General features: G+C 54.2%; 26 protein-coding genes and 4 tRNA genes. 25 read left to right on the top strand and 5 right to left on the bottom strand.

The genetic code is table 11. From position 1 onward, the window contains the following. Positions 1-20: 20 nt before the first annotated feature. The gene (locus LKR43_RS06915; protein ID WP_227683281.1) at positions 21-317 is read right to left on the bottom strand and encodes a YciI family protein; all 297 of its coding nucleotides are present in this window, start codon (positions 315-317) and stop codon (positions 21-23) included. An 80-nt stretch (positions 318-397) separates the two neighbouring features. Between LKR43_RS06915 and mnmE the strand changes: the two genes are divergently transcribed. Together mnmE and LKR43_RS06905 are read left to right on the top strand one after the other, a co-directional pair. Beyond that, entirely contained in the window at positions 398-1,762 is a 1,365-nt protein-coding gene (gene mnmE / locus LKR43_RS06910) for a tRNA uridine-5-carboxymethylaminomethyl(34) synthesis GTPase MnmE (RefSeq protein ID WP_370632077.1), read from the top strand. Between the two features lie 93 nt (positions 1,763-1,855). Beyond that, positions 1,856-2,899, top strand: coding sequence for a virulence RhuM family protein (locus LKR43_RS06905; protein ID WP_227683279.1), 1,044 nt, complete (start codon positions 1,856-1,858; stop codon positions 2,897-2,899). A 31-nt stretch (positions 2,900-2,930) separates the two neighbouring features. On the opposite strand, the gene LKR43_RS16195 is transcribed toward LKR43_RS06905, so the two are convergent. After that, entirely contained in the window at positions 2,931-3,065 is a 135-nt protein-coding gene (locus tag LKR43_RS16195) for a hypothetical protein (protein WP_255675984.1), read from the bottom strand. A gap of 174 nt (positions 3,066-3,239) precedes the next feature. On the opposite strand from LKR43_RS16195, the gene LKR43_RS06900 reads away from it, so the two are divergent. Next, entirely contained in the window at positions 3,240-4,028 is a 789-nt protein-coding gene (locus tag LKR43_RS06900) for a haloacid dehalogenase type II (RefSeq protein ID WP_370632076.1), read from the top strand. Positions 4,029-4,041: 13 nt separating this feature from the next. Here LKR43_RS06900 and LKR43_RS06895 read toward each other — a convergent pair whose 3' ends face one another. Then, the gene (locus LKR43_RS06895; protein WP_227683277.1) at positions 4,042-4,671 is read right to left on the bottom strand and encodes a pyridoxamine 5'-phosphate oxidase family protein; all 630 of its coding nucleotides are present in this window, start codon (positions 4,669-4,671) and stop codon (positions 4,042-4,044) included. A gap of 191 nt (positions 4,672-4,862) precedes the next feature. On the opposite strand from LKR43_RS06895, the gene LKR43_RS06890 reads away from it, so the two are divergent. The 4 genes from LKR43_RS06890 (at position 4,863) to LKR43_RS06875 (ending at position 9,403) form a co-directional block, all read left to right on the top strand. Then, on the top strand, positions 4,863-5,915 hold the full coding sequence (locus LKR43_RS06890) for an ABC transporter ATP-binding protein (protein ID WP_227683276.1): 1,053 nt from the start codon (positions 4,863-4,865) through the stop codon (positions 5,913-5,915). Between the two features lie 13 nt (positions 5,916-5,928). Next, positions 5,929-7,635 carry an iron ABC transporter permease gene (locus tag LKR43_RS06885; protein WP_227683275.1) on the top strand — a complete coding sequence of 569 codons (1,707 nt, stop codon included), beginning with the start codon at positions 5,929-5,931 and terminating at the stop codon, positions 7,633-7,635. A 25-nt stretch (positions 7,636-7,660) separates the two neighbouring features. Beyond that, positions 7,661-8,665: an extracellular solute-binding protein gene (locus LKR43_RS06880; RefSeq protein ID WP_227683273.1), complete on the top strand. Its 1,005-nt coding sequence runs from the start codon at positions 7,661-7,663 to the stop codon at positions 8,663-8,665. Positions 8,666-8,860: 195 nt separating this feature from the next. Continuing rightward, positions 8,861-9,403 carry a ferritin-like domain-containing protein gene (locus tag LKR43_RS06875; RefSeq protein ID WP_227683271.1) on the top strand — a complete coding sequence of 181 codons (543 nt, stop codon included), beginning with the start codon at positions 8,861-8,863 and terminating at the stop codon, positions 9,401-9,403. 86 nt (positions 9,404-9,489) lie between these two features. Here LKR43_RS06875 and LKR43_RS06870 read toward each other — a convergent pair whose 3' ends face one another. Then, a complete protein-coding gene (locus LKR43_RS06870) occupies positions 9,490-9,807 on the bottom strand; it encodes a type II toxin-antitoxin system RelE/ParE family toxin (RefSeq protein ID WP_227683269.1) in 318 nt (105 codons plus the stop codon). A 308-nt stretch (positions 9,808-10,115) separates the two neighbouring features. On the opposite strand from LKR43_RS06870, the gene LKR43_RS06865 reads away from it, so the two are divergent. Further along, positions 10,116-10,394: a hypothetical protein gene (locus LKR43_RS06865; protein WP_227683267.1), complete on the top strand. Its 279-nt coding sequence runs from the start codon at positions 10,116-10,118 to the stop codon at positions 10,392-10,394. Positions 10,395-10,637: 243 nt separating this feature from the next. On the opposite strand, the gene LKR43_RS06860 is transcribed toward LKR43_RS06865, so the two are convergent. After that, positions 10,638-11,807, bottom strand: coding sequence for a methionine aminotransferase (locus LKR43_RS06860; RefSeq protein WP_227683265.1), 1,170 nt, complete (start codon positions 11,805-11,807; stop codon positions 10,638-10,640). A gap of 294 nt (positions 11,808-12,101) precedes the next feature. Between LKR43_RS06860 and LKR43_RS06855 the strand changes: the two genes are divergently transcribed. The 17 genes from LKR43_RS06855 to rplL all read left to right on the top strand — a co-directional run bounded on the left by LKR43_RS06855 (position 12,102) and on the right by rplL (position 23,947). Further along, positions 12,102-12,308 carry a cold-shock protein gene (locus LKR43_RS06855; RefSeq protein ID WP_227683264.1) on the top strand — a complete coding sequence of 69 codons (207 nt, stop codon included), beginning with the start codon at positions 12,102-12,104 and terminating at the stop codon, positions 12,306-12,308. Positions 12,309-12,793: 485 nt separating this feature from the next. Then, entirely contained in the window at positions 12,794-14,710 is a 1,917-nt protein-coding gene (gene mnmG / locus LKR43_RS06850; protein ID WP_227683333.1) for a tRNA uridine-5-carboxymethylaminomethyl(34) synthesis enzyme MnmG, read from the top strand. After that, positions 14,710-15,381, top strand: a complete 672-nt coding sequence (gene rsmG, locus LKR43_RS06845; protein ID WP_227683263.1) for a 16S rRNA (guanine(527)-N(7))-methyltransferase RsmG — start codon at positions 14,710-14,712, stop codon at positions 15,379-15,381. Before mnmG ends, rsmG begins: the two co-directional genes overlap by 1 nt. Before the next feature lie 8 nt (positions 15,382-15,389). Next, a complete protein-coding gene (locus LKR43_RS06840) occupies positions 15,390-16,196 on the top strand; it encodes a ParA family protein (RefSeq protein ID WP_227683262.1) in 807 nt (268 codons plus the stop codon). Between the two features lie 22 nt (positions 16,197-16,218). Further along, positions 16,219-17,136: a ParB/RepB/Spo0J family partition protein gene (locus LKR43_RS06835; RefSeq protein WP_227683261.1), complete on the top strand. Its 918-nt coding sequence runs from the start codon at positions 16,219-16,221 to the stop codon at positions 17,134-17,136. Positions 17,137-17,315: 179 nt separating this feature from the next. Beyond that, complete coding sequence (locus LKR43_RS06830) at positions 17,316-18,626, top strand: short-chain fatty acid transporter (protein ID WP_227683260.1); 1,311 nt, start codon at positions 17,316-17,318, stop codon at positions 18,624-18,626. A gap of 121 nt (positions 18,627-18,747) precedes the next feature. After that, positions 18,748-18,834 (top strand) — tRNA-Tyr (locus tag LKR43_RS06825). A gap of 113 nt (positions 18,835-18,947) precedes the next feature. Continuing rightward, positions 18,948-19,021, top strand: a tRNA-Gly gene (locus tag LKR43_RS06820). A 50-nt stretch (positions 19,022-19,071) separates the two neighbouring features. Then, positions 19,072-19,146 (top strand) — tRNA-Thr (locus tag LKR43_RS06815). A 48-nt stretch (positions 19,147-19,194) separates the two neighbouring features. Beyond that, the gene (gene tuf / locus LKR43_RS06810; protein WP_227683234.1) at positions 19,195-20,388 is read left to right on the top strand and encodes an elongation factor Tu; all 1,194 of its coding nucleotides are present in this window, start codon (positions 19,195-19,197) and stop codon (positions 20,386-20,388) included. Between the two features lie 87 nt (positions 20,389-20,475). Further along, positions 20,476-20,551, top strand: a tRNA-Trp gene (locus tag LKR43_RS06805). 45 nt (positions 20,552-20,596) lie between these two features. Continuing rightward, complete coding sequence (secE, locus tag LKR43_RS06800; protein ID WP_227683258.1) at positions 20,597-20,977, top strand: preprotein translocase subunit SecE; 381 nt, start codon at positions 20,597-20,599, stop codon at positions 20,975-20,977. A gap of 9 nt (positions 20,978-20,986) precedes the next feature. Continuing rightward, positions 20,987-21,520: a transcription termination/antitermination protein NusG gene (nusG, locus tag LKR43_RS06795; protein ID WP_227683257.1), complete on the top strand. Its 534-nt coding sequence runs from the start codon at positions 20,987-20,989 to the stop codon at positions 21,518-21,520. 67 nt (positions 21,521-21,587) lie between these two features. Next, positions 21,588-22,019 (top strand): 50S ribosomal protein L11, encoded by a 432-nt coding sequence (gene rplK / locus LKR43_RS06790; RefSeq protein ID WP_227683256.1) that lies wholly within the window; start codon positions 21,588-21,590, stop codon positions 22,017-22,019. Between the two features lie 2 nt (positions 22,020-22,021). Next, the gene (rplA, locus tag LKR43_RS06785; RefSeq protein ID WP_227683255.1) at positions 22,022-22,717 is read left to right on the top strand and encodes a 50S ribosomal protein L1; all 696 of its coding nucleotides are present in this window, start codon (positions 22,022-22,024) and stop codon (positions 22,715-22,717) included. Positions 22,718-22,966: 249 nt separating this feature from the next. After that, complete coding sequence (rplJ, locus tag LKR43_RS06780) at positions 22,967-23,491, top strand: 50S ribosomal protein L10 (protein ID WP_227683254.1); 525 nt, start codon at positions 22,967-22,969, stop codon at positions 23,489-23,491. 72 nt (positions 23,492-23,563) lie between these two features. Further along, on the top strand, positions 23,564-23,947 hold the full coding sequence (gene rplL / locus LKR43_RS06775) for a 50S ribosomal protein L7/L12 (RefSeq protein WP_227683253.1): 384 nt from the start codon (positions 23,564-23,566) through the stop codon (positions 23,945-23,947). The last annotated feature ends 27 nt before the right edge of the window (positions 23,948-23,974 follow it).

Here is a 23,974-nt window from a genome sequence, read left to right as displayed (position 1 = left end):
TGATGGCGAAATTCCGGAACTTACAGGTAGGATTCCCCGTTCAGATAGGCTTTGCGCCAACGGGTAATCACCATGCGTTCGAACAGGCCACCCACAGCGAACGGGTCGGCATTGACGAAGTCTTCTGCCTGGGCACGGGTTTCAAGATCAACAATATATACACTACCGGTACCGCCGCTTCCATCGTCCTCTAGCTTGGCACCGCAAGCCAGCAGCAAGGATTTGTTCTCTTCCAGAAAATCCAGATGCTTGGCCCTCAAGGCCTGACGCAGTTCCTGAGAGTCTGGTTTATCGAAGGTTTCTATAAGAAAAGGCATGGTGTCTCCTGGTTCAAGATAAACTGTTCATGCCGAATATTAGTACGCTTTCCTTTTCTCATGCCCGGTATCTTATGAACATGTATTCCCACGTCCCCATTGTTGCCATAGCCACGGCCCCCGGGCGGGGTGGCATAGGCGTTGTGCGCGTATCAGGAAGCAACCTGGAACCCTTGGTGGATCGTTTGTTCAACACACCAATCAAAACGCGGCACGCCCATTACCTGCCCTTCAACGATGAGCACGGCAACCCCATCGATGCCGGCATCGTTCTTTTTTTCAAGGGCCCGCACTCATACACTGGCGAAGACGTGCTGGAACTGCAAGGTCACGGTGGGCCCGCCGTTTTGCGCAGGCTGCTGGCCCGCTGTCTTGAAGTCGGCAAAGACCTGGGCATACGCCATGCCGAGCCGGGCGAGTTCACACACAGGGCCTTTCTGAACGAGCGTCTGGACCTTGCCCAGGCCGAAGCCGTAGCCGACCTGATCGACGCATCGTCCGAAGCCGCTGCGCGCAGCGCCATGGCTTCGCTCAGCGGCGCCTTCTCCGATCAGGTCAATGCACTGGGCGATCGCATAGTGCACCTGCGCATGCTGGTCGAAGCCACACTCGATTTTCCGGAAGAAGAGATAGATTTTCTGGAAAAATACCAGGCAAGAACCACACTGCAAGCCATACGCGACGACCTGCAGCAACTTACCGCGCAGGCCAGACAAGGCATGATACTGCGTGAAGGACTGCATGTTGTGCTGGCCGGGCAACCTAACGTGGGCAAGTCCAGCCTGCTCAATGCATTGGCCGGAGATGACGTCGCCATCGTCACACCAATCGCCGGCACCACCCGCGACAAGGTCATACAGCAAATTCATATACAAGGGGTACCCTTGCATATTGTCGATACCGCCGGCCTGCGCGAAACCGACGACACAGTCGAAAGCATAGGTATTGCAAGGACCTGGGCCGAAATCGAAAAAGCCAATGTGATCATTCATCTGCAGGACGCCCGTTCTGCGCGCGATGAGCTTGACACGGCCATCACGCAGCGCTTGCCGGCACGCACTCCGGTACTGAAGGTGTACAACAAAATAGACCTGCTGCCCGACAACCAGCTGGAACCCGGCCTGCACCAGGAACTTGTTCTGGGCATATCGGCCAAGACAGGCCTTGGGCTTGATACGTTGCGTCAGAAGCTGCTGGATATCGCAGGCTGGAACCCTGGTACCGAATCCCCCTGGCTGGCTCGTGAGCGTCACCTGAAGGCTCTTGAGAACGCTGGCGAGCATCTTGCACTCGCCGATCAGCACGCCAGCCAGAATGATCAGGTTCTGGATCTGTTCGCGGAAGAGCTGCGGCTTGCACACGAAGAGCTATGCCTGATTACCGGACAATTCACCAGCGATGATTTGCTGGGGGAAATATTTTCCAGTTTCTGTATTGGGAAGTGATGTGGGGTTCAGGGCAGGTGTAACCGACCAGAGTTATCGCCCCGGTGGTAAAGCATGCCTGTTCAACGTACAGACCACGTGGAGATGCTTGGTATGAATGGCAAAAAACTGATCCGCAACAGCACCGCCGAGTTTCTGATCTTCACTGGCCAGGCCGGCGAGCAGAGCATCGAAGCCCGCTACGAGGACGAGACCCTGTGGCTGTCGCAGAAGCTGATGGCTGAACTGTTCGGGGTGGATGTGCGCACCGTCAGCGAACACCTGAAGAACATTTTTGCCAGTCATGAGCTCGCACCTGAGGCAACTATCCGGAAATTCCGGATAGTTCAGCAGGAGGGTCAGCGGGAGGTCTCCCGGGCGGTGGATTTCTACAACCTCGACGCCATCATTTCTGTCGGCTATCGGGTCAACTCCATACGCGCAACGCAGTTCCGCCAATGGGCGACCGGTGTCCTGCGTGAGTTCGCCATCAAGGGCTATGTGCTGGATCGTCAGCGTATGGAAAACGGCAGCTTCCTTGGCGAGGACTACTTCGAGCGACTGCTGGCAGAAATCCGCGAAATCCGCCTCAGCGAGCGACGCTTCTACCAGAAGATCACCGACATCTATTCCACCAGCGTGGACTACAACAAGGACGCACCGACCACCAAGGCCTTCTTCGCCAAAGTACAGAACAAACTGCATTACGCCATCCACGGTCATACCGCTGCAGAGTTGATCCGTAAGCGGGCCGATAGCAGCAAGTCACATATGGGGCTGACTTCCTGGGCGAATGCGCCCGAAGGCAAGATTCTGAAAACCGACGTAGCCGTGGCCAAAAGCTACCTGACCAAGGAAGAGTTGGATTCATTGGGTCGTATCGTCAACGCCTATTTGGAACTTGCTGAGGATCGTGCTCGCCGCAAGATTCCCATGACCATGGAAGACTGGTCCAAGCGGCTGGACGCCTTCCTCGAATTTGATGACCGGGAAGTGCTACAGAGCAGCGGCAAGATCTCTGCAAAACTTGCCCAGACGCATGCGGAAAGTGAATTTGAGAAGTACAGAATTGTGCAGGACCGCCTGTTTGAAAGCGATTTTGACAAAGCAGTGAAAAAACTGGCGGCCGGTGAGCCAAACACCAGAGATGATGGATAATCGTCGTCTTCTAGGCATGCTTCGACGAAGGTCAGCAGGTCGCGGTGCAATGGCCATACATGTCGAAATGCTGCCAAGCCGTCGTCAGGCCCAAGGCCACAGCCGCCGCAACGTCGGGATACTCGTCCAAATACCACTCGGCATCAAACAGATTTTTCAGGGACACTTATACTCTCCATATCAGCTTCGATTACATGCGCGGATTCAACCTGACGGCAGCGCCCATGAAAAAAAGCAGATAGTACAGAGCAATAATTACAGAAAAATGTATGAAGAAAATGGAGCACGGCATTCACAGCTCGACTGGCCGAATCGCCTGAATCGCTGCTTGTATGTGCTAATGCGCGAATTTCATTATTATCTCCTGACATACTGTGACCTTATTCTTGCGCCAGAAGACCAGGAGAGATTTTTTATGCAGGATGTCCGTGCTTTAGTGTTTGATGTTTTCGGAACCGTTGTGGATTGGCGAAATGGTGTCGCGCGCCAGGCCGCCAATTTTCTGGCAAAAAACGATGTGCCTATGGAGCCTACCGAGTTCGCCGATGCGTGGCGCCGGCGCTACCAGCCTGCCATGGAGGCGGTTCGCAGTGGCCAGCGCCCTTTTGTACGCCTGGATATATTGCACCGGGAAAACCTCGAGGCCGTTCTGACCGAGGCGGGTGTCGACGTTGCAGCCATAGACCCGCAGGAGCTGGCCGAACTTAACCTGGCCTGGCACAGGCTGGACCCGTGGCCGGATGTGCTGTCGGGCCTGGCCCGGCTCAAAGACCGCTTCATTATTGCGCCATTATCGAACGGCAACATCATTCTCATGCTCGATATGGCTCGCCGGGCCGGCATTCCATGGCATACCATCCTGGGCGCTGAAGTCGTACAGGCTTATAAACCGGCACCTGCAGCCTATCTGCGAACGGTCGACCTGCTGGCCATGCGGCCTGAACAGGTTTGCATGGTTGCTGCCCATAACAATGATCTGGCCGCCGCACGAGCCTGCGGCCTAAAGACTACATTTGTGCTCAGGCCTACCGAGCATGGCGCGTCGCAAACCACCGATTTGCATCCCGAGCAAGACTGGGAGGTGACGGTGGACAGCTTTGAGGCCTTGGCGGATGCGCTGGGCGCCTAGGCCCCAAGCCAACTCAATACATGGTCTTTTGCACGCGCTCGGGCAAGTCGGAGTCGTATTTTTCCCCGTCGATCTCCGCATTGCTCAGCGTCTCCAGGATGGTTCCGGTACTTGGCAATGAAGTGCGTGCCACATGCAGCGTTGGATCCCAAAGTCGCGACCGCAGCACGGCGCGCGAACATTGAAAAAACACTTTCCTGGCCTTGATGATCAGTACGGTCGAGGGCAGCTTGCCCTGCAACGAAAACTGCGCCAGCAACGTCGGGTCGGTGGAAATGGTTGCCTCGCCATTAATTCGCAGTGTTTCACCTACGCCGGGTATAAGGAAAATCAGTGCCACCCTTGGGTCATGAATAATATTGCGCAGGCTGTCTATCCGATTATTTCCCCGCCTGTCGGCAAGCATCAGGGTTTCTTCGTCGCAAACGCGCACAAAGCCCGCCGGATCCCCTCTGGGTGAAGCGTCAAGCCCTTCGGGGCCGTTGGTCGCCAGAACGACAAAGGGTGAGGCCTCGACCAGCTTTCTGTAATAAGGATGAATGTAATCCACCTCTTTCTTGAGGGAGGCCGCGGCGGGAGCGCCATAGAGCGCCTCAAGGGCCTGCAGATCGGTAATGCTATGGGCTGTACTTAGTTCACTCAAGGTATTAATCCATACTTAGATGTCTTGGTTCTACCTGCCGGGCTTGCGCCCTTTCCCTGCGTCAGTGACGCCACGCGCCATCATAGGGACTGTTTCCCAGGGTATCAACCCACGTCAACCAGCCCGACGTAACAAACCCGCAACAATAGGTTATGCTTTGCATAATTTCAATGTTCTCGACGCCGAAAAGCATGGCAAGAATAACTATAGAAAACGTCACAAAACGATACGGCGACGTCACCATTATCGACCGGCTCAGTCTGGCTATCGAGCACGGTGAGTTCTTCACTTTATTGGGGCCCAGCGGCTGTGGCAAAACGACACTACTGCGCATGATTGCCGGCTTCATCATTCCCAGCGAAGGACGCCTGCTGCTGGACGACGAGGACATCACCCGACTGCCCGCACACAAGCGGGAAACGGGCATGGTCTTTCAGGACTACGCCCTCTTTCCCGACAAGACCGTGTTCGACAACGTGGCTTACGGGCTGCGCGTACGCCGTTTTTCCAATCAGCAGATCAAGGAAAAGGTCGGACAGATGCTAGAACGGGTTGGCCTGGGGCACCTGCCTACACGCTACCCCGGCGAACTCTCGGGTGGCCAGCGCCAGCGGGTTGCCCTGGCCCGCGCCCTGATCATCGAGCCACGCGTGCTGCTCATGGACGAACCGCTATCCAATCTGGATGCCAAGCTGCGCATACAGATGCGCGATGTCATTCGCCAGCTGCAGCAGGAATCCAAAATCACGGCGATATTTGTAACGCATGATCAGGAAGAAGCGCTATCCATGTCCGACCGGATTGCCCTGTTGCGACAAGGCAAGATAGATCAGCTCGATACGCCCGAAGGCCTGTATGCCCGACCGGGCACATCGTACGCGGCAGATTTCATCGGGGCCGCCAATCTTGTCAAAGTGCTGTCCCAGCAAACCCACGATCACAGCGTGCTGGTTGACATTCCGGGCGGGCGTATCAGCGTGTCTGCTCCAACACCAGGGCCTGAAGCCTGCCTGGCCGCCCGTCCTGAACATATCGGCGTGCACAGCGACAATAGCCAGCCCGGTCGTATCCCTGCAACCGTGGTGTTCAGGCGCTATCTTGGCTTCAAGGCAACTTATGCGCTTGAGCTGGCCGACGGCTCCACCATCAATGCGGATATACCGGCCGCACACGATGCGGCCTACGCACCGGGAAGCCAGGTGTTCCTGAGTTTCAGTCAAGCCTGTCGGCTGGTCGCCGCCTAAGCCGGGGTTACGCATGTTCGCCAAAACCGGCCCGAGCACCTCCCACATGCCTGCCTGGTGGCCGGCTATGTCGTTCGCTTCGCGATCACCCTGGTTGCTGCCTGCCACGTTCTGCTTGCTGCTATTGTTCGCGCTGGTCGTGTGGCCGTTGGTCTCGCTGTTTTACCAGAGCGCACTTGACCCGCAGACGGGGCAGTACAGCCTGGACGGATTCAGACAGTTTTTCGGGAGCCCGCGCTATACCACCGCCTTCACCAATACGGTGATACTGGGTGCTGCATCGACCGCCGGCGCGCTGCTGCTCGGCGCGCCGCTGGCGTATATTGTTGCGCGCTATGATTTTCCAGGCAAACCTGTGGTTGCGCTGCTGCCTCTGGCCACTATCATCCTGCCCGATATTGTGGTCTCACAAGCCTGGCTGATGCTGTTGGGCAACAACGGCATTGTGCGGCATGCCCTGGAAGGCGTGGGCATAGACCTGCCCTCGTTCTATGGCTGGTTCGGCATGATCTACACGCTCATTCTGAATGACTACACCTATGTCTATATAGGCATGCTGGCGGCCCTGAAGGCAATCGACGGCTCCATCGAAGAGGCGGCCGTGAATCTGGGTGCAAGCAATCTGCGCCGCGCGCTTACGGTCACACTTCCGGTGTTGATGCCGGCATTGCTGGTCAATGCCATGATCGTATTCACGCTGGCTGTAGATAATTTTTCCATACCCATGATTCTGGGCGGCAGGATAGACGTACTGTCTTCACTGACCTACACCACCTTCCTCTCGGAAATGGGCGGCAGTCCGCTCATGCAAAGCGTGCTGGCGGTCGTCTCTGTCGTGCTGGTCGGCTGCGTGCTGTTCGTTCAGAAACGTGTGGTCGAGCGCAAGACTTACCAGATGTACCAGGGTCGCGCCCCGAAGGCCATCCGGGCGCGTGGCCTGGCATCCGTGCTGCTGGCCGGCTGGGCCGTGCTTTTTGTGGCGTTCTCTATGATACCGGCAGTCATCGTGCTTGTTGGCGCCTTCACCAAAGCACGCGGGCCGGTAATGCAATACGGTACATGGACACTCGAAAACATGGAGCGCGCCCTGCGCACGGCACCTGAGCCCATCATCAACTCGCTCATGCTTGCCAGCGTCGCCGCAATCGCCGGCACCTGTTTCGCCACCGTGGCCAGCTACCTCATCGTCAAGAAAAAGATGTGGACGGTATCCGTGCTGGACTACGTGGTCATGCTGCCCCTTGCCATATCGGGCACGGTGCTTGGCATTGCGCTGATCCAGACTTACAACAGCGGCATGATCATCTTGACGGGCACATGGGTCATCATGGTGGCTGCACTGTTCGTTCGCAAAGTCCCTTTCTCCATACGTTCGGCTTCCGCCTCGCTGTACAGCATTCCCGATTCCATCGAAGAAGCCTCCATTAATCTGGGCGTGTCGCCCATTGCCAGCTTCTTCAAGGTCGTGCTTCCCTTGATGAAGCCCGCCATTCTTGGCGCGGCTATTCTCATGTGGGTCACTTCGCTGGCCGAAATTTCCGCCACCATTGTGTTGTATTACGGCGGCATGGAAACCATGCCCATCCAGATGTTCCGCCAGATCGATGCAGGCTATCTGGCACGGGCATCGGCCTACGGCGTGATACTGATGATCGTCATTATCGTGCCCATCTACCTGGCCGTGCGCTTTCTCAAGCTCGACCTGTTCTCAAATCGATAGATAAAACCACCACCGGAGAAGCCTCATGATCAGTCATACACAATACAAGACAAAACTGGCCGCTGTGCTGGGAAGCGCCTCACTATTCCTGGGCTCGGCCGCACTGGCCGACGATGTCGTGATGTACACATCGAACAACGTCCAGACAATTGACACCGCCATCGACATCGCACGCGAAAAAGCACCTGGCCTTGCCATTCAGAAGGTGACTTCCGGCACGGGTGCGCTCATGAAGCGCATAGAAGCCGAGGCGGCAAACCCTTTGGGTGATGTGGTCTGGGGTGCCGGCTTCGGCACCATGGCGGCATTCAAGCAGAACTTTCAGCCCTACGACTCGGCCGAAGTAAAAGGTTTGGACCAGCGCTTTATCGGGCCAGACAACCTTTGGGCGGGCAGCAACGTGCACGTCATGATCATCATGATCAACGAAAAACAGCTCAAGGATATTCCTGCTCCCAAAAGCTGGGCTGATCTTTTCGACCCGAAATGGAAAGGCAAACTCATCGTCGGCGACCCGGCCACCTCGGGCAGCACCTACGACCAGATGTACGGCATTTATCAGCTATTCGGCCAGGACGGCTTTGATAAGCTGGTCGCCAACGCCGACATTTCCAAGAGCTCGGGCCAAATCTATAAAAGCGTAGCCAACGGAGAATACGCCGCAGGCATCACGATGGAATATGCCGCCTATGCTTACATCGCCGGCGGCCAGAAAGAGATACGCATTATTTATCCCGAGGAAGGCGCATTCGCGGCGCCAGAGGCGGTAGCCATCATCAAGAACCCCAAGAATGGCGACAAGGCTGCGCAGCAACTCTATGATGTGCTGCTATCCAAAGAAGTTCAGGAAGCTGAACTCACTGACAACTTCCGTCGTCCCAGCCGCGCCGACATTGATGTTGCTGCGCTCACCGAGTTGCCCAACCTGAAAGACATCAAGGTCGAAGCCACCGATCCGCTCAAGGCTGCGGCGGATTACGACAAAATCATTGGTGCCTGGAAGCAGGCCATGGAAAAGGCCGGGAAATAAGCGGTTCCAGGAGCAAGAAAACCAGGTAGGCCTGCTGGCAGGAAGCTGGCTGAAGCCCCGCCACACACCTGAGTCCTTGACTGCATTTCGCGTAGTGTTTGGGCCCCCTTCCTGGAAGGGGGCTTATTCATTTCAGGCATCCAACTTGCTGGCATAGCTTCAAGCACGGCATCCCGCCGTCACTCAGGAGCCATTATGCCAGTCAAGACTTTAGAAGACCTTTTCATACACGAACTATCGGATATCTATAGCGCCGAGAAGCAACTCACCAAGGCTTTGCCACGGTTGGCCCGTGCCGCCCAGAACCCCGACCTGCAAACCGCATTTACCACGCATCTGGAAGAAACCCATGGGCAGGTAGAAAGAATCGATCAGATCGTCGAACTCCGAAATCTGAAACTGAAACGGATCAAGTGCGCGGCCATGGAAGGACTGGTCGAGGAAGGCAAAGAGGTTATTGAAGAAATCGAGAAGGGTCCCGTACGGGATGCAGCCCTGATCGGCGGCGCCCAGAAGGTTGAACATTACGAAATTGCCAGTTACGGAACGCTATGCGAAATTGGCAAGCAGCTGGGCTATACCGACGCGGTGAAGCTGCTCAAGGAGACGTTGGCAGAGGAAAAGGCCACCGACGAAAAACTGACCTTATTGGCGGAAAGCGGCGCGAACGCCAAGGCGGCCGCAATTGCCGGATCCACCCCATTTAGTAACCCATTTGCACCCATTCAGGCAAACTAACCGCCATCGACGCACTCCACGCTACGCCATACATAGCCATCAAGAGATACACCCGTGTTTTGCATGCGTCTTGGACACAGCCGCACTCAAAGACCAAAGTCCTCTCGCAAGCGCCCAATCTGGTGCATCTTCTCATGCAGCATGGTCACGATACCGATGTCACCGTTCGAGAGGCGGCGCCAATAAACAAAGTGCCGCTCATAACGGAAGAAATAGCCATCAATGCCGAACGTGGCCGGTATAGTGCGGGATACTGTCTGATGTGTGGCAATGCCCTCAAATGCCTCAAATAAACCCCTGATGTAGCGCTCGGCCTGTTGCGCACCCCAACGCTTATGCATATAGCGGTAAATGTCGTCCAGCCGCCAGGATGCTTCCTGAACGCGTATCTGTGCCTTGACCATAACGGCAATCAGATCCGGTTACGTGCGATAACGTCTGCTGCCGTCAAGGGCTGGTATGACGACTCTGGCGCCGCCCAAGCGTGGGTGAGTTCAGCCTTGAGCCGCTCGAATGTAGCCGCTTCCCTGGTTGCTTTGTCACGACGAATGAGGTCCCGTACATACTCGCTGACGTTCTCGTACTCGCCTTGCTAACCCACATTCTCGGCAACGAATTCGCTCAGAGGACCACTAAGGCGCACTGTCATGGTGGTGGTGTTTGTGCGGATCATGCAACCAATAGCACGCCCGCAACCATCCGGAAATTCCGGATGGAACTCAACTTCGCATTCACGTTCGCCCCAGGCGAAAAGCGGGCGAACGCCCGTAATTCCCCCATTTTCGGTTTTAATTACAAATTATTACACTTTAATTTTTCATCAGATCCAGGCGATCAGCCTGTGGATAACTACTGGGGCGAGCAATTGTGCACAGGCTGTGGATCAAGCAAGGATAACTGCCTGGTTCACCCAAGCCCAAAAAGTTATCCGAAATCCATCCTTGAGCTAAACACGACTTGCGCACCTCAAAAAAAAGCTGCAACGTCATGAAAAATAAAAGGGTTTTGCACTTATTCCAGTTATCCACAGACACCCATTATTATTAGTCTTTATATATAGAAAAGATAAACAACAACAAAACATTTTCATCGTTCCAGCCAGCAACCCCCCTCTTTTTTCAGAGATGTATACTTCGCTCACTCCAAAAACACATGCCGTTTTTTTAAAAAAAGCGATGCTGCGTCTTTTGGAGCGCACATCGCTTTGATCGAACAGTTACAGGGGATGAATGACTTAAATGGCAGCCAGTTTTTCGATAGCGGTATCCAGCGTTTCGTCTCGTTTGGCAAAACAGAACCGGATCAGATTGTGATTTGACTCAGGTGCATCTGGTTGCTTGTAAAAGGCTGATACGGGAATTACGCCTATACCTTTTTCAGTAGTCAACCAACGCGAAAACTCAGCTTCCGGCAAGCTTGATATCTGACTGTAATCAGCCATCAGGAAGAACGTACCTTCGCTGTGCATAGGAATGAATTTTGACTTGGCCAGACCGTTCAACAGGCGATCGCGCTTTTGCTGATAAAAAGCCGGCAGGCGCAAATAGGCATCTTTGTTCTCCATGTAGCTGGCCAGGGCAACTTGCATGGGGGAATTCACGGTAAAAACGTTGAACTGATGAACTTTGCGGATTTCTGCGGAAATGGCAGCAGGTGCGCAGCAATAACCGATTTTCCAGCCGGTGGCGCTGTAGGTTTTGCCAAAGGAAGACACCACAATGGAATGATCTGCCAACAAAGGACGACGAGCAACACTTTGATGGGCCTGTCCATCGTAGACCAGATGTTCGTATACCTCGTCAGACAGCAACAAGATGCCTGTGTCTTGCACGATGCTTTCCAGACTGTCCAGGTCTTCTTCGGTCAGATTGATCCCGGTAGGGTTATGGGGAAAATTCAGGATCAGCATACGGGTTTTGGCGGTGATTGCATCGCGGATCCTTTGCCAATCAACCTGGTAGCGTGGTGTTTCAGACGTAGGTGCCTGCATGGGCACAATGACTGGTTTGCCGCCAACTAGCTCGATGACTGGTATGTACAAGTCGTAAAAGGGTTCGATAACAATCACTTCATCGCCGGTCTTAACAAAGGCCAGAATACCGGCCATAAGTGCTTCGCTGGCACCGCTGGTTACCGTAATTTCTGTATTTGGATCGTATTTATGCCCATACAATTCCTGCACTTTCAATGAAATTTGCTGACGAAGTGCGGGAACTCCTGCCATAGGTGGATATTGGTTATGGCCGTCTTTCATGGCTTTGGTAACCAGATCAAGCAGAACATCATCAGGCGAAAAATCGGGAAATCCTTGCCCTAGATTGATGGCTTTATGATCAGTTGCTAACTGGCTCATTATTGTGAAAATAGTGGTACCTACATTCGGCAGTTTTGATTCAAATTTCATGGTCAGTATTTTGGTCGACAGTTGATGTTCAGATAAACAGTGGCAGCCTTTAGTGCGTTAATGCTGCAATAATGTTGCTTGACGGAAAAAAACCACACTGGGGTTAACTATCATTTGATAAAGCGACATTGCATGGTTATGCTCCTATGTGCAGTCAAATCAAGCAGTACGTTTTGTTCGTGATGGGTAGTCAGTAAGCCTTGGATATATGTTCCTGGGTGGCGTGATCGTCTGAATTCGTGGCAGCGTCCTTGATTAATTGCATTTTTGTTTATTTTTAGGACGCAATAGATCATGGCTCAGACGGGCAAAGTTAAATGGTTCAATGCCGATAAAGGCTTCGGTTTCATAACACCTGACGCTGGCGGCACTGACGTGTTCGCACATTTCTCGGCAATCGAAGGGCGCGGCTACCGCAGCCTGACGGAAGGCCAAGAAGTTGAGTTTGAAGTTAATGACGGCCCCAAGGGCCCTCAGGCAGCAGAGATACGCCCTCTGTAATACCTGTCCAGCAAGTGCGTTGCTAACTGCGCACGAATTCAAACGCCCTGGCCACAAGCCTGGGCGTTTTTCTTTTGTGCGTCCCACACGTTTCATCATTATTGAAGGCATTGTCAGATTGTTGCCCCGGCATGTGTGCTTCGCCCATGCACTGTGTTGAGTACAGAAAAGTTATTAAGTACTTATTCTACCGTTTATCCACAGCTTTACTAACAGCCGGAAAGTTCCAAGTAAATCACAGCGTAGTAAGCACTGCACCGTACTTATATTCTTAGACGTATTTAGTGTGCCGCGGCAGATTGGCGTGATTGACTTGAATAAGTTCTGGAATATTTATCCAGGTGCTTATCCACAGAGATATCCCCAATTTCGAAGAAGTGTTCCACGTGGAACATAACCGGCTACAACTGCGGCTGTTCCACGTGAAACAACGCTAAATTCGAGAAGTATAATAATGACTTAGGCCTTTTAGCTTGAGCAAAGAAATGTTCTATCCAGATGTTTACGATGTGATCGTCGTCGGTGGCGGGCACGCCGGAACCGAGGCTGCACTCGCTGCCGCCCGCAGCGGTGCACGGACGCTGCTGTTAACCCATAATATGGAAACCTTGGGCCAGATGTCCTGCAATCCTTCCATCGGAGGGATAGGTAAAGGTCATCTGGTAAAGGAAGTTGATGCGCTGGGCGGAGCCATGGCGTACGCGACTGACCAGGCGGGAATTCAGTTCCGAATCTTGAACCGTTCCAAAGGTCCGGCCGTAAGGGCCACGCGCGCGCAAGCGGATCGTTCGCTATACCGTAGTGCGATTCGCATGACACTGCAGAATCAACCTAACCTGACTATATTCCAGCAGTCAGTTGAAGATCTGATTCTGGAAGGTGATCGTGTCGTTGGTGCGGTAACGCAAATTGGTCTTAAGTTTCGTGGCTTAACGGTGGTTCTGACTGCCGGCACGTTCCTGAATGGTTTGATTCACGTGGGACTGGATAATTATTCTGCGGGCCGTGCTGGTGATCCACCAGCCATAAGCCTGGGCCAGAGGCTGAAAGAGCTTAAGCTTCCACAAGGCCGATTGAAAACCGGAACGCCTCCAAGGATAGATGCACGCACCATAGACTTCGGTAAAACAGAAGTTCAAGCGGGCGATCTGGATCCTATTCCCGTGTTTTCTTATATGGGCAAAGAGTCGATGCATCCACGGCAGTTGCCATGCTGGATTACTCATACGAATGAAAGAACGCATGACATTATCCGGTCTGGTCTTGATCGCTCGCCGATGTACAGCGATAGCGGGACTATTGAAGGTATAGGCCCAAGATATTGTCCTTCTATTGAGGACAAGATTCATCGCTTTGCAGATAAGTCCAGCCATCAGATCTTTCTTGAACCGGAAGGCTTAACAACTCAAGAGATTTATCCAAACGGGGTGTCGACAAGCCTACCTTTCGATATTCAGCTTGCTTTGGTCAGAACTCTGCCGGGTCTGGAAAACGCAGTTATCATGCGCCCGGGCTATGCAATTGAGTATGACTACTTTGATCCACGTGAACTCAGTTCTACGCTGGAAACCAGGGCCATAAAAGGTTTGTTCTTTGCAGGGCAGATCAATGGTACGACAGGCTACGAAGAAGCGGCTGCTCAGGGATTGCTGGCGGGTATCAATGCGGCCAGGCAATCAAAAGGGCTTGAAGGCTGGTGCCCGAAGCGCAACGAGGCATATTTGGGAGTGTTGGTTGACGACCTGATCACCCGAGGGGTCACAGAGCCCTATCGTATGTTTACATCACGGGCGGAGTATCGACTTAGTTTGCGTGAAGATAACGCGGATATGCGACTGACCGAGATAGGCAGGAAGCTGGGTCTGGTAGATGATCAGCGGTGGGACGCATTCAGCCGGAAACGTGACGATGTTTCACGTGAAACAGAACGATTGAAATCTACATGGATTAATCCTAAGACCCTGGCGCACCATACAGCGGAAGCGTTGTTTGGTAAGCAGCTGGAAAAAGAGTATTCCTTGTACAGTTTATTGAAGAGACCCCAGGTTAGTTATAAGGCTCTCATGGATTTGCACAAGGAAGATGGATCGCTTGTGGCTGGCCCGGGCCTGCAAGATCCAGTGTCTGCTGAACAGGTCGAAATACAGATAAAGTACGCGGGATACGTTGCCAAGCAGCAGGAAGAAATTGACCGGCAGATGGAGCAGGAATCTCAAGTGATTCCATCAGATATTGATTACGATGCCATTACCAGTTTATCAATAGAAGTTCGGCAGCGCCTTAAAGTGAGCAAGCCAGAAACTGTTGGCCAGGCAAGCCGCATTTCAGGTATTACTCCGGCGGCGGTATCCTTGCTGCTTATACATTTAAAAAGATTACAGTACAGGAAGAAAGCAGCGTAATGGCGAATGAGCAATTCAGGGCGCGTTTGCAGCAGGCAGGGGACATTTTGGGCCTGGAACTCAGTGCCCAACAGATCGACACACTTTTAGCCTATCTGGATCAACTGCAACGTTGGAACAAAACGTATAATCTGACGGCGCTGCGCGACCCCGAGCAAATGCTCGTACAGCACATCATAGACAGTCTTTCAGTTGTTAAGCCCCTGGCTAATATACTGTATAAAAACACAGTATCAGGTCGCACGATAGTTGATGTAGGCTCGGGCGCTGGCTTGCCGGGCGTTGTACTTGCCACCACACAAGAGCAGTGGCAAGTGCATTGCATTGATGCTGTAGAAAAGAAAATGGCCTTTGTCCGGCAAATGTGTGGTGTGTTGCGGCTGCGTAATTTGCACGCGCATCACGATCGTGTAGAAAGCATGCCCCTGTTCCAGGCAGATGTTGTCATATCAAGGGCTTTTGCTTCGCTGGCTGATTTTGCAACCCTGGCTGGCCGGCATGTAGCGCCCGATGGGCACCTGGTGGCCATGAAGGGGCGCGAACCGACAGACGAAGCTGAGGATTTGCAGCAAAATACACAGTGGCGTATCACTCATATCGAAACGCTGCCCGTACCTGAATTGAATGCCCAGCGTTGTCTGGTCTGGATGAGTCGTCAAGGAAGTCTATGAGCCCCAGTATGTCCACCGCCAATGTCTTCTGTATTGCCAACCAGAAGGGCGGCGTAGGTAAAACCACGACTGCCATTAATCTGGCGGCGGCTTTGGCTGCCATGCGCAAGCGGGTACTGCTGATTGATCTCGATCCGCAAGGTAATGCCACCATGGGTAGTGGCGTGGATAAGAATCAGGCTGAAAAAAACCTCTATCAAGTGCTTATTGGCGACACTACCATAGCCGAAGCCAAAGTTCGCTCTGAATCGGGTGGCTACGATGTCTTGCCAGCGAACCGTGAGCTCTCTGGTGCCGAGATTGATCTGATTCAAATGGAGGACCGCGAGCAACAGCTCAAGCAAGCCATCAACCAGGTTTCCGACGACTACGACTTCATCCTGATTGATTGCCCGCCTACCTTGTCATTGCTTACGCTTAACGGCCTGGCATCGGCGCATGGGGTGATCATACCTATGCAATGCGAGTACTTTGCCCTGGAAGGCCTTTCAGACCTGGTCAACACCATCAAACGGGTACATCGCAATATCAATCCTGATTTGCAGCTTATAGGCTTGTTGCGTGTGATGTTCGACACCCGCGTTACTCTTCAGCAACAGGTATCGGCGCAAATAGAAACGCATTTTGGCGACAAGGTATTCAAAACCGTCATCCCGCGAAATGTGCGGCTGGCCGAGGCACCCAGCCACGGGCTGCCCGGTATTGTGTACGACAAGAATTCGCGTGGCGCAAAAGCCTATGTCGAGTTTGGCGATGAACTGATCAAGCGCATCAAGAAAGAGGCCTTGCGTCAGCAGGCACGCCCACGCATTTAACGGATAAGGAAAGGAATCAATCATGGCAACCCGTAAACCCAAAGGTCTGGGCCGTGGTCTTGACGCATTGCTTGGTGAAGATGCACGGGCGATCGACGATCTGGGCCAGCCCGACCTGCAGACCAAGCTGCCGTCCACTCTGAAGGTAGGGCTGCTGCGTGCCGGCAAGTATCAGCCGCGTACACGCATGGACGAAGGGGCTCTGAACGAGCTGGCCGAGTCCATCCGCAGTCAGGGCGTCATGCAGCCAATTCTGGTGCGGCCCCTTGATGGCAAGGATAAGGGCAATTACGAGATCATCGCAGGTGAACGACGGTTCCGTGCCGCCAAGATCGCTGGTCTGTCAGAAGTGCCGGTGCTGGTAAAAGAAGTCGCTGACGAAAATGCTGCTGTCATGGCTCTTATAGAGAACATACAGCGCGAAGATCTGAATCCCCTGGAAGAGGCCCAAGGAGTCAGGCGCCTGCTTGACGAGTTCGGGCTCACACACGACCAGGCTGCGCAGGCCATAGGTCGCTCACGTCCGGCCACCAGCAATCTGCTGCGCTTGTTGAACCTGGCCGGCCCTGTACAAACCATGCTGCTCGCGGGTGATATCGACATGGGTCACGCCCGCGCTTTGCTGGCAACTGATGCAGCCACGCAAATCCTGCTGGCCAATGAAGTGATTGCCAGGCGTTTGTCTGTACGAGAAACGGAAAAGCTGGTTAGCCGCTCGGTGCAGGCCGAAGACAAGGCCGTTCTGCCGCGACGCCAGGGCAGTGCCCAAAATGGCGATGCAAAACGGCTGGAAGAGGCGCTGTCTGATTACCTGGGTACCCGGGTAAGTCTGAAGATCGGTAGCAAGAACAAAGGGCAGCTGCAAATAGACTTCCACGGCTGGGACCACTTGAACGCTTTGCTGGAGCGACAGGGCCTGGCCAAACTACTTGACGCTTGAAACCTGCCTGTTTGATGTATATCAATAAAATTAGGAAGTTTTAGGCAGAATTAGTCGTACTTGTCAAAAAAGCAAGGGTAAACCCCAACAGGGTTTGCCCTTGCTTTTTGCTTCTGCGTGCTAGCATTTCGAGCTGCGTCATTTACTCGTCTATAGACCAACAGGATCAAAAAAACAAAATGTTCAAAGCACTTAGTCGCTCATCAGTGAAGCTGGTGGAGCGCTATCTCCCCGACCCGTATATTTTTGTTGTTCTGCTTACGCTGATTGCCGGTGTTGCCGCGGTACTGGTAGAAAGCAAGACGCCCATGCAAGTGGTCACCATGTGGGGTGACGGCTTCTGGGGTCTGCTCAGTTTCACCATGCAGATGGTGCTTGTGCTGGTTGCCGGCTACATGATGGCCAGCACGCCTCTGGTCAAGCGCATCCTGCAAAGCCTGGCGAAGCTCGCCAAGACCCCGGGCGGAGCCATCATACTGGTGACAGTCGTTGCCCTGGTTGCAAACTGGATCAACTGGGGCTTCGGCCTTGTGGTCAGTGCCCTGTTCGCCAAGCAACTGGCGCGTACCGTAAGGGTGGACTACCGCTTGCTGGTCGCCAGTGCGTATTCCGGCTTTATCGTCTGGCATGGTGGCCTGGCGGGCTCCATACCCCTGACCATCGCCACTGAAGGTCACTTTCAAGCAGACAAGATAGGCATTATTCCAACTGCCGACACCATTTTTTCTACCTACAACATCATCATCGTACTGGCCATGCTGGTACTGGTGCCCCTGGTCAACAGGCTGATGCTGCCGGACGAAAAAGACAGCGTATACGTTGAGCAAAGCAAACTGGAAGATACCGCTGTCGTTGTCGAGAAAGACGATCGCCCGGCGGCCCGCCTTGAAAACAGCAAGGTACTGGCCATGCTGATCGGCGTAGCCGGCCTGGCCTATATGTTCGATTTCTACGTTGTTCGTGGCGGCGGACTCAATCTGAACATCATCAACTTCACCTTCCTGTTTCTGGCCATTATTTTGCATGGCAATGCGCGTAATCTGCTCAACAGCCTGGACGAAGCGATCAAGGGCGCCGCGGGCATTGTGATTCAGTTTCCTTTCTACGCCGGCATCATGGCCATCATCATGCACTCGGGCCTGGCAGCCAGCCTGTCCGACTGGATGACTTCTTTTGCCAGCGCCGACAGCCTGCCTTTCTGGACCTTCATGAGTGCGGGTATTGTTAATATTTTCATTCCTTCGGGTGGTGGCCAGTGGGCGGTACAGAGCCCGGTCGTTATTTCAGCAGCTCAGGCACTGGGCGCCGACATGCCACGCGTGGCGATGGCCGTTGCCTGGGGTGACGCCTGGACCAACCTGTTGCAGCCGTTCTGGGCACTGCCTGTTCTGGCGATCGCAGGGCTTAAGGCCAAGGACATCATGGGCTACTGCCTTATACAGCTGTTCGTGACTGGCGTGATCGTATCTATCGGCCTGACCTGGTTCTAAACGCAACAAGATGCAGGTCCGGTCGGTTAAATAACAACGCCGGACTTGAATCATTTAAATAAAACGCAAATAGGTATTTGACAGGGCGTTTAAAACCCTGCATAATTCGGAGTTCGCTTTTGGTGGGATGCCCGAGTGGTTAAAGGGGGCAGACTGTAAATCTGTTGACCTTGCGTCTACGTTGGTTCGAATCCAACTCCCACCACCAGCACTTTATCGTGCGCGTTGCTGCCACTACCAGGGTTAGTCAGGCAACGCGCTTTTGCGGTAAGGCGCATGCAGTCAGGCAGCACGGCAGCAGCGCAGGTGAAACGAATCTTCGCGGGTGTAGCTCAATGGTAGAGCAACAGCCTTCCAAGCTGATGATGAGGGTTCGATTCCCTTCACCCGCTCCAGTAACGATTTTTTGAATTTTGCCCCAAAAGGCAGAAAGCAATTAAAAGTTGCCCATGTGGCTCAGTGGTAGAGCACTCCCTTGGTAAGGGAGAGGTCACGCGTTCGATCCGCGTCATGGGCACCAAAACTTTATTTTATTTACAGCTCTATTCCATAGTCAGGAGTGTCAGCCATGGCAAAAGGTAAGTTTGAACGGACCAAACCGCACGTAAACGTAGGTACGATCGGGCACGTTGACCACGGCAAGACCACGCTTACAGCGGCAATTACAACTGTGTTGGCCAAGGCATTTGGCTCGGGCGAAGCCAAGGGCTACGACCAGATCGACGCAGCGCCTGAAGAAAAGGCTCGCGGTATCACGATCAACACTTCGCACGTTGAGTACGAAACGGCGACGCGTCACTACGCGCACGTTGACTGCCCGGGCCACGCTGACTATGTCAAGAACATGATCACGGGTGCTGCGCAAATGGACGGCGCGATTCTGGTGTGCTCGGCTGCAGACGGCCCCATGCCCCAAACCCGTGAGCACATTCTGCTCTCGCGTCAGGTTGGCGTGCCTTACATCATCGTGTTCCTGAACAAGGCAGACATGGTCGATGACGAAGAGCTGCTGGAGCTGGTCGAAATGGAAGTGCGCGAGCTGCTCTCGAAGTACGACTTCCCCGGCGACGATACCCCTGTGATCAAGGGTTCGGCCAAGCTGGCGCTCGAAGGCGACGAAGGTCCTCTGGGTAAAGAAGCCATCATGAAGCTGGCTGAAGCCCTGGACAGCTACATCCCCACTCCCGAGCGCGCTGTAGACGGCACGTTCCTGATGCCTGTTGAAGACGTGTTCTCGATCTCGGGTCGCGGTACAGTGGTTACCGGCCGTATCGAGCGTGGCGTGGTCAAGGTTGGTGAGGAAATCGAGATCGTTGGTATCAAGGATACGGTCAAGACCACCTGCACGGGCGTTGAAATGTTCCGCAAGCTGCTCGATCAGGGCGAGGCAGGCGATAACGTCGGTATCTTGCTGCGCGGCACCAAGCGTGAAGACGTCGAGCGTGGTCAAGTGTTGGCCAAGCCCGGTTCGATCAACCCGCACACCGAGTTCTCGGCCGAGGTGTACATTCTGTCCAAAGACGAAGGTGGCCGTCACACGCCGTTCTTCCAGGGCTATCGTCCTCAGTTCTACTTCCGTACCACCGACGTAACCGGTACGATCGAACTGCCGGCCGACAAGGAAATGGTATTGCCTGGTGATAACGTGTCGATGAAGGTCAGCCTGATCGCCCCGATCGCCATGGAAGAAGGTCTGCGCTTCGCTATCCGCGAAGGTGGCCGTACCGTCGGTGCAGGCGTCGTCGCCAGCATCATCAAGTAATAATCATGTAGCAGGCGCAATGCGCCTGTCTGCATTGAAAAGTCGTAAAGGCGATGGCTCCGGCAGGCGTCATCGCTTTCAGGGTCTAGGGGTATAGCTCAATTGGCAGAGCGTCGGTCTCCAAAACCGAAGGTTGTAGGTTCGATTCCTACTGCCCCTGCCACACAGTCACATCGAAGCCGCACAAAGTGGCGTCAAATGCCGGAATATGTCGAAAAGCAACGTAGAAACCGTTAGCAGCACCGTAGATCGCGTTAAGCTGGGTCTGGCAGTGCTTGTTATCGTGGCCGGCATAGTCGGTTATTCCATGCTTGAAGGTCAGCCGGCAGCCGCCCGTGTAGGCCTGTTTATCGGCAGCCTGGTTATAGCTGCCGTCATCGCCTGGTTCAGCGAGCCCGGTCGCCGCACACTTGGTTTTGGGCGTGATGCCTATAACGAAGTGAAGCGCGTGGTCTGGCCAACCCGCAAAGAAACCACACAAATGACGGGTATCGTCTTTGTGTTCGTGATCGTAATGGGTATCTTGCTGTGGGTGGTCGACAAGGTCCTGGAAGGGGTCATTTACGGCTTGCTGTTAGGCTGGAGCTAAAGGACACACATGAGCAAGCGTTGGTATGTCGTCCACGTTTATTCCGGTATGGAAAAAAGCGTGCATAAGGCGCTCGTCGAGCGCATAGAGCGCGCAGGGCTTGAAACATCCTTCGGCCAGATTCTGGTGCCCTCCGAAGAAGTCGTCGAAGTCAAGGGTGGCAAGAAGTCCATCTCCGAACGACGCATTTTCCCGGGCTACGTGCTGGTCGAGATGGATCTCACCGACGAAACCTGGCACCTGGTCAAGAATACCAACCGGGTAACCGGCTTTCTGGGTGGTTCGGGTAACCGTCCCGCCCCGATTTCCGAGCGTGAAGTTGAAAAAATTCTTTCGCAAATGGAAGAGGGTGTCGAGAAACCGAAACCCAAAATTCTCTTCGAAGTGGGCGAAATGGTTCGCGTCAAAGAGGGTCCGTTTGCAGACTTCAACGGCAACGTCGAAGAAGTCAACTACGAGAAAAGCAAGGTGCGTGTCTCGGTCACCATTTTTGGCCGCGCAACACCTGTAGAACTCGATTTTGGTCAGGTTGAAAAAACCTGAATTTCTAACCCCGGGGAGCTGCACGCGTCTGTCGCGTGTTGGCGTTTGAACCCGTAAGGAGCTAAGCATGGCGAAGAAAATCGTCGGCTTTATCAAGCTGCAAGTACCAGCTGGTAAGGCTAATCCCTCACCCCCCATCGGTCCGGCGCTGGGTCAGCGCGGTCTGAACATCATGGAATTCTGCAAGGCGTTCAACGCCCAAACCCAAGGCCTTGAGCCGGGTTTGCCAATTCCTGTGGTCATTACCGCCTACGCAGACAAGAGCTTCACCTTCATCATGAAGACTCCGCCTGCCGCCATCCTGATCAAAAAGGCCAGCGGTGTGCAGAAGGGCTCGGCTCGTCCTAACCTCGACAAAGTCGGTGTTTTGACACGTGCGCAAGCTGAAGAAATCGCAAAGACCAAGTCGCCTGACTTGACCGCTGCCGACCTTGACGCCGCGGTACGCACGATCGCTGGTAGCGCTCGCAGCATGGGCATTACGGTTGAAGGGGTATAAGCATGGCTAAGTTGAGCAAGCGCGCGGCCGCCGTTGCCGCCAAGATCGATCGCAACAAGTTCTATCCTATTGCCGAGGCCCTGGCCCTGGTCAAGGAAACAGCTACCGCCAAGTTCGATGAGTCCATCGACGTAGCCGTACAGCTGGGTATCGACCCCAAGAAATCCGACCAACTGGTTCGTGGTTCGGTTGTGTTGCCTGCCGGTACGGGTAAATCGGTGCGTGTCGCCGTATTCGCCCAGGGCGAAAAAGCCGAAGCCGCCAAGGCTGCCGGCGCCGACATCGTCGGTATGGAAGACCTGGCCGACACCATCAAAGGTGGCCAGATCGACTTCGACATCCTGATCGCTTCGCCCGATACCATGCGTATCGTTGGTGCCCTGGGTCAGGTGCTTGGTCCCCGTGGCCTGATGCCCAACCCCAAGGTTGGTACAGTTACGCCCGACGTCGCCACGGCAGTCAAGAATGCCAAGGCTGGTCAGGTTCAGTACCGCACCGACAAGGCTGGCATCATTCACGCCACCATTGGCCGCGCCTCTTTCGGCGTGGAACAGTTGCAAACCAACCTGGCTGCACTGGTAGACGCCCTGAACAAGGCCCGTCCTGCCGCCGCCAAGGGTGTGTATCTGCGCAAGCTGGCCGTTTCGTCCACGATGGGCGGCGGTGCACGCGTAGAAATAGCTTCTCTGGCAGCCTGATAGCTGTCGGAACAGAACTTTGGGCTGTGCCTGTGCAAGCAGGCATTGCTGTCAAAGACCGCTGGAGCCGAACCGTCAGCGTAGCAATACGCCCAGGCAAGGTTTAATTTCAGTCTGAAGGCAGACTGATTCCAGCGCAGACGGCGTCCCATGGAAGAATTCTTGTTGTACTAAGAACTCGACCAGGTGCGCCGCATTCGGTAGACGCAAGGGACCCTCCCGCGCGTCATTTGATGGAGTGTTCAAACCGTGAGTCTCAATCGTCAAGAGAAAGCGGTAGTAATCGAAGAAGTCTCTGCAGAAGTAGCAAAGGCACAATCGGTCATTATCGCTGAGTACCGTGGTCTGGACGTCGCCTCTATTACCGTATTGCGCAAGACTGCGCGTGAGTCGGGTGTGTATCTGCGTGTTCTCAAGAACACGCTGGTCCGTCGCGCCATTGCTGGAACTCCCTTCGAGGAGCTCGCAGCACAACTGACCGGTCCGCTGATGTATGCAGTCAGCACTGACCCGGTTGCGGCGGCAAAAGTACTTTCCGGTTTCGCAAAGACCAACGATAAGCTGGCTATCAAAGGCGGGGCATTGCCCAACAGCCTGCTGAGCCAGGACGGCGTGAAGGCTTTGGCCACCATGCCTTCCCGCGAAGAGTTGCTTTCGAAACTTATGGGTACGATGCAAGCCCCCGTCACGCAATTTGTGCGTACGCTCAACGAAGTTCCAACCAAGTTCGCACGCGGCCTCGCAGCTGTGCGCGATCAAAAAGAGGCAGCGTAAGCCGCCTCCAGGAATTTCGTCGAATAGAGCGACACCCAACCCTGGCATTTATAAATATTTGGAGTTCTTAAAATGGCATTAAGCAAAGCAGAAATCCTTGACGCTATCGCTAGCATGACCGTGCTCGAATTGTCCGAGCTGATCAAGGAAATGGAAGAAAAATTTGGCGTGTCGGCTGCTGCCGCCGCTGTGGCTGTGGCTGCTCCCGCTGCTGGCGGCGCTGCTGGTGGCGCTGCTGAAGAGCAAACCGAGTTCAACGTTGTGTTGGCTGAAGTTGGCGCGAACAAAGTCAGCGTTATTAAGGCTGTCCGTGAAATCACCGGTCTGGGCTTGAAAGAAGCCAAGGACCTGGTTGACGGCGCTCCCAAGGCTGTCAAGGAAGGCCTGTCGAAAGCCGACGCCGAAGCTGCTCAGAAGAAGCTTGAAGAAGCTGGCGCAAAAGTCGAACTCAAATAAGACTTTTTCGTCTGCCCGGGAAGGCGT

Origin of the sequence: Pusillimonas sp. MFBS29, assembly GCF_020687695.1 — a bacterium.
In the GTDB taxonomy this organism is placed as follows: Bacteria; Pseudomonadota; Gammaproteobacteria; order Burkholderiales; family Burkholderiaceae_B; genus Pusillimonas_C.
The sequence above is the reverse complement of the archived record's forward strand: the minus strand, read 5'-3'. Positions and strand labels throughout refer to the sequence as shown.

Coding starts and splice junctions, on each gene's coding strand:
- LKR43_RS06915 (WP_227683281.1), bottom strand. CDS start 317: ATGCCTTTTCTTATAGAAACCTTCGATAAACCAGACTCTCAGGAACTG.
- mnmE (WP_370632077.1), top strand. CDS start 398: ATGTATTCCCACGTCCCCATTGTTGCCATAGCCACGGCCCCCGGGCGG.
- LKR43_RS06905 (WP_227683279.1), top strand. CDS start 1,856: ATGAATGGCAAAAAACTGATCCGCAACAGCACCGCCGAGTTTCTGATC.
- LKR43_RS06900 (WP_370632076.1), top strand. CDS start 3,240: ATGCGCGAATTTCATTATTATCTCCTGACATACTGTGACCTTATTCTT.
- LKR43_RS06890 (WP_227683276.1), top strand. CDS start 4,863: ATGGCAAGAATAACTATAGAAAACGTCACAAAACGATACGGCGACGTC.
- LKR43_RS06885 (WP_227683275.1), top strand. CDS start 5,929: ATGTTCGCCAAAACCGGCCCGAGCACCTCCCACATGCCTGCCTGGTGG.
- LKR43_RS06880 (WP_227683273.1), top strand. CDS start 7,661: ATGATCAGTCATACACAATACAAGACAAAACTGGCCGCTGTGCTGGGA.
- LKR43_RS06875 (WP_227683271.1), top strand. CDS start 8,861: ATGCCAGTCAAGACTTTAGAAGACCTTTTCATACACGAACTATCGGAT.
- LKR43_RS06870 (WP_227683269.1), bottom strand. CDS start 9,807: ATGGTCAAGGCACAGATACGCGTTCAGGAAGCATCCTGGCGGCTGGAC.
- LKR43_RS06865 (WP_227683267.1), top strand. CDS start 10,116: ATGGAACTCAACTTCGCATTCACGTTCGCCCCAGGCGAAAAGCGGGCG.
- LKR43_RS06860 (WP_227683265.1), bottom strand. CDS start 11,807: ATGAAATTTGAATCAAAACTGCCGAATGTAGGTACCACTATTTTCACA.
- LKR43_RS06855 (WP_227683264.1), top strand. CDS start 12,102: ATGGCTCAGACGGGCAAAGTTAAATGGTTCAATGCCGATAAAGGCTTC.
- mnmG (WP_227683333.1), top strand. CDS start 12,794: ATGTTCTATCCAGATGTTTACGATGTGATCGTCGTCGGTGGCGGGCAC.
- rsmG (WP_227683263.1), top strand. CDS start 14,710: ATGGCGAATGAGCAATTCAGGGCGCGTTTGCAGCAGGCAGGGGACATT.
- LKR43_RS06840 (WP_227683262.1), top strand. CDS start 15,390: ATGTCCACCGCCAATGTCTTCTGTATTGCCAACCAGAAGGGCGGCGTA.
- LKR43_RS06835 (WP_227683261.1), top strand. CDS start 16,219: ATGGCAACCCGTAAACCCAAAGGTCTGGGCCGTGGTCTTGACGCATTG.
- LKR43_RS06830 (WP_227683260.1), top strand. CDS start 17,316: ATGTTCAAAGCACTTAGTCGCTCATCAGTGAAGCTGGTGGAGCGCTAT.
- tuf (WP_227683234.1), top strand. CDS start 19,195: ATGGCAAAAGGTAAGTTTGAACGGACCAAACCGCACGTAAACGTAGGT.
- secE (WP_227683258.1), top strand. CDS start 20,597: ATGTCGAAAAGCAACGTAGAAACCGTTAGCAGCACCGTAGATCGCGTT.
- nusG (WP_227683257.1), top strand. CDS start 20,987: ATGAGCAAGCGTTGGTATGTCGTCCACGTTTATTCCGGTATGGAAAAA.
- rplK (WP_227683256.1), top strand. CDS start 21,588: ATGGCGAAGAAAATCGTCGGCTTTATCAAGCTGCAAGTACCAGCTGGT.
- rplA (WP_227683255.1), top strand. CDS start 22,022: ATGGCTAAGTTGAGCAAGCGCGCGGCCGCCGTTGCCGCCAAGATCGAT.
- rplL (WP_227683253.1), top strand. CDS start 23,564: ATGGCATTAAGCAAAGCAGAAATCCTTGACGCTATCGCTAGCATGACC.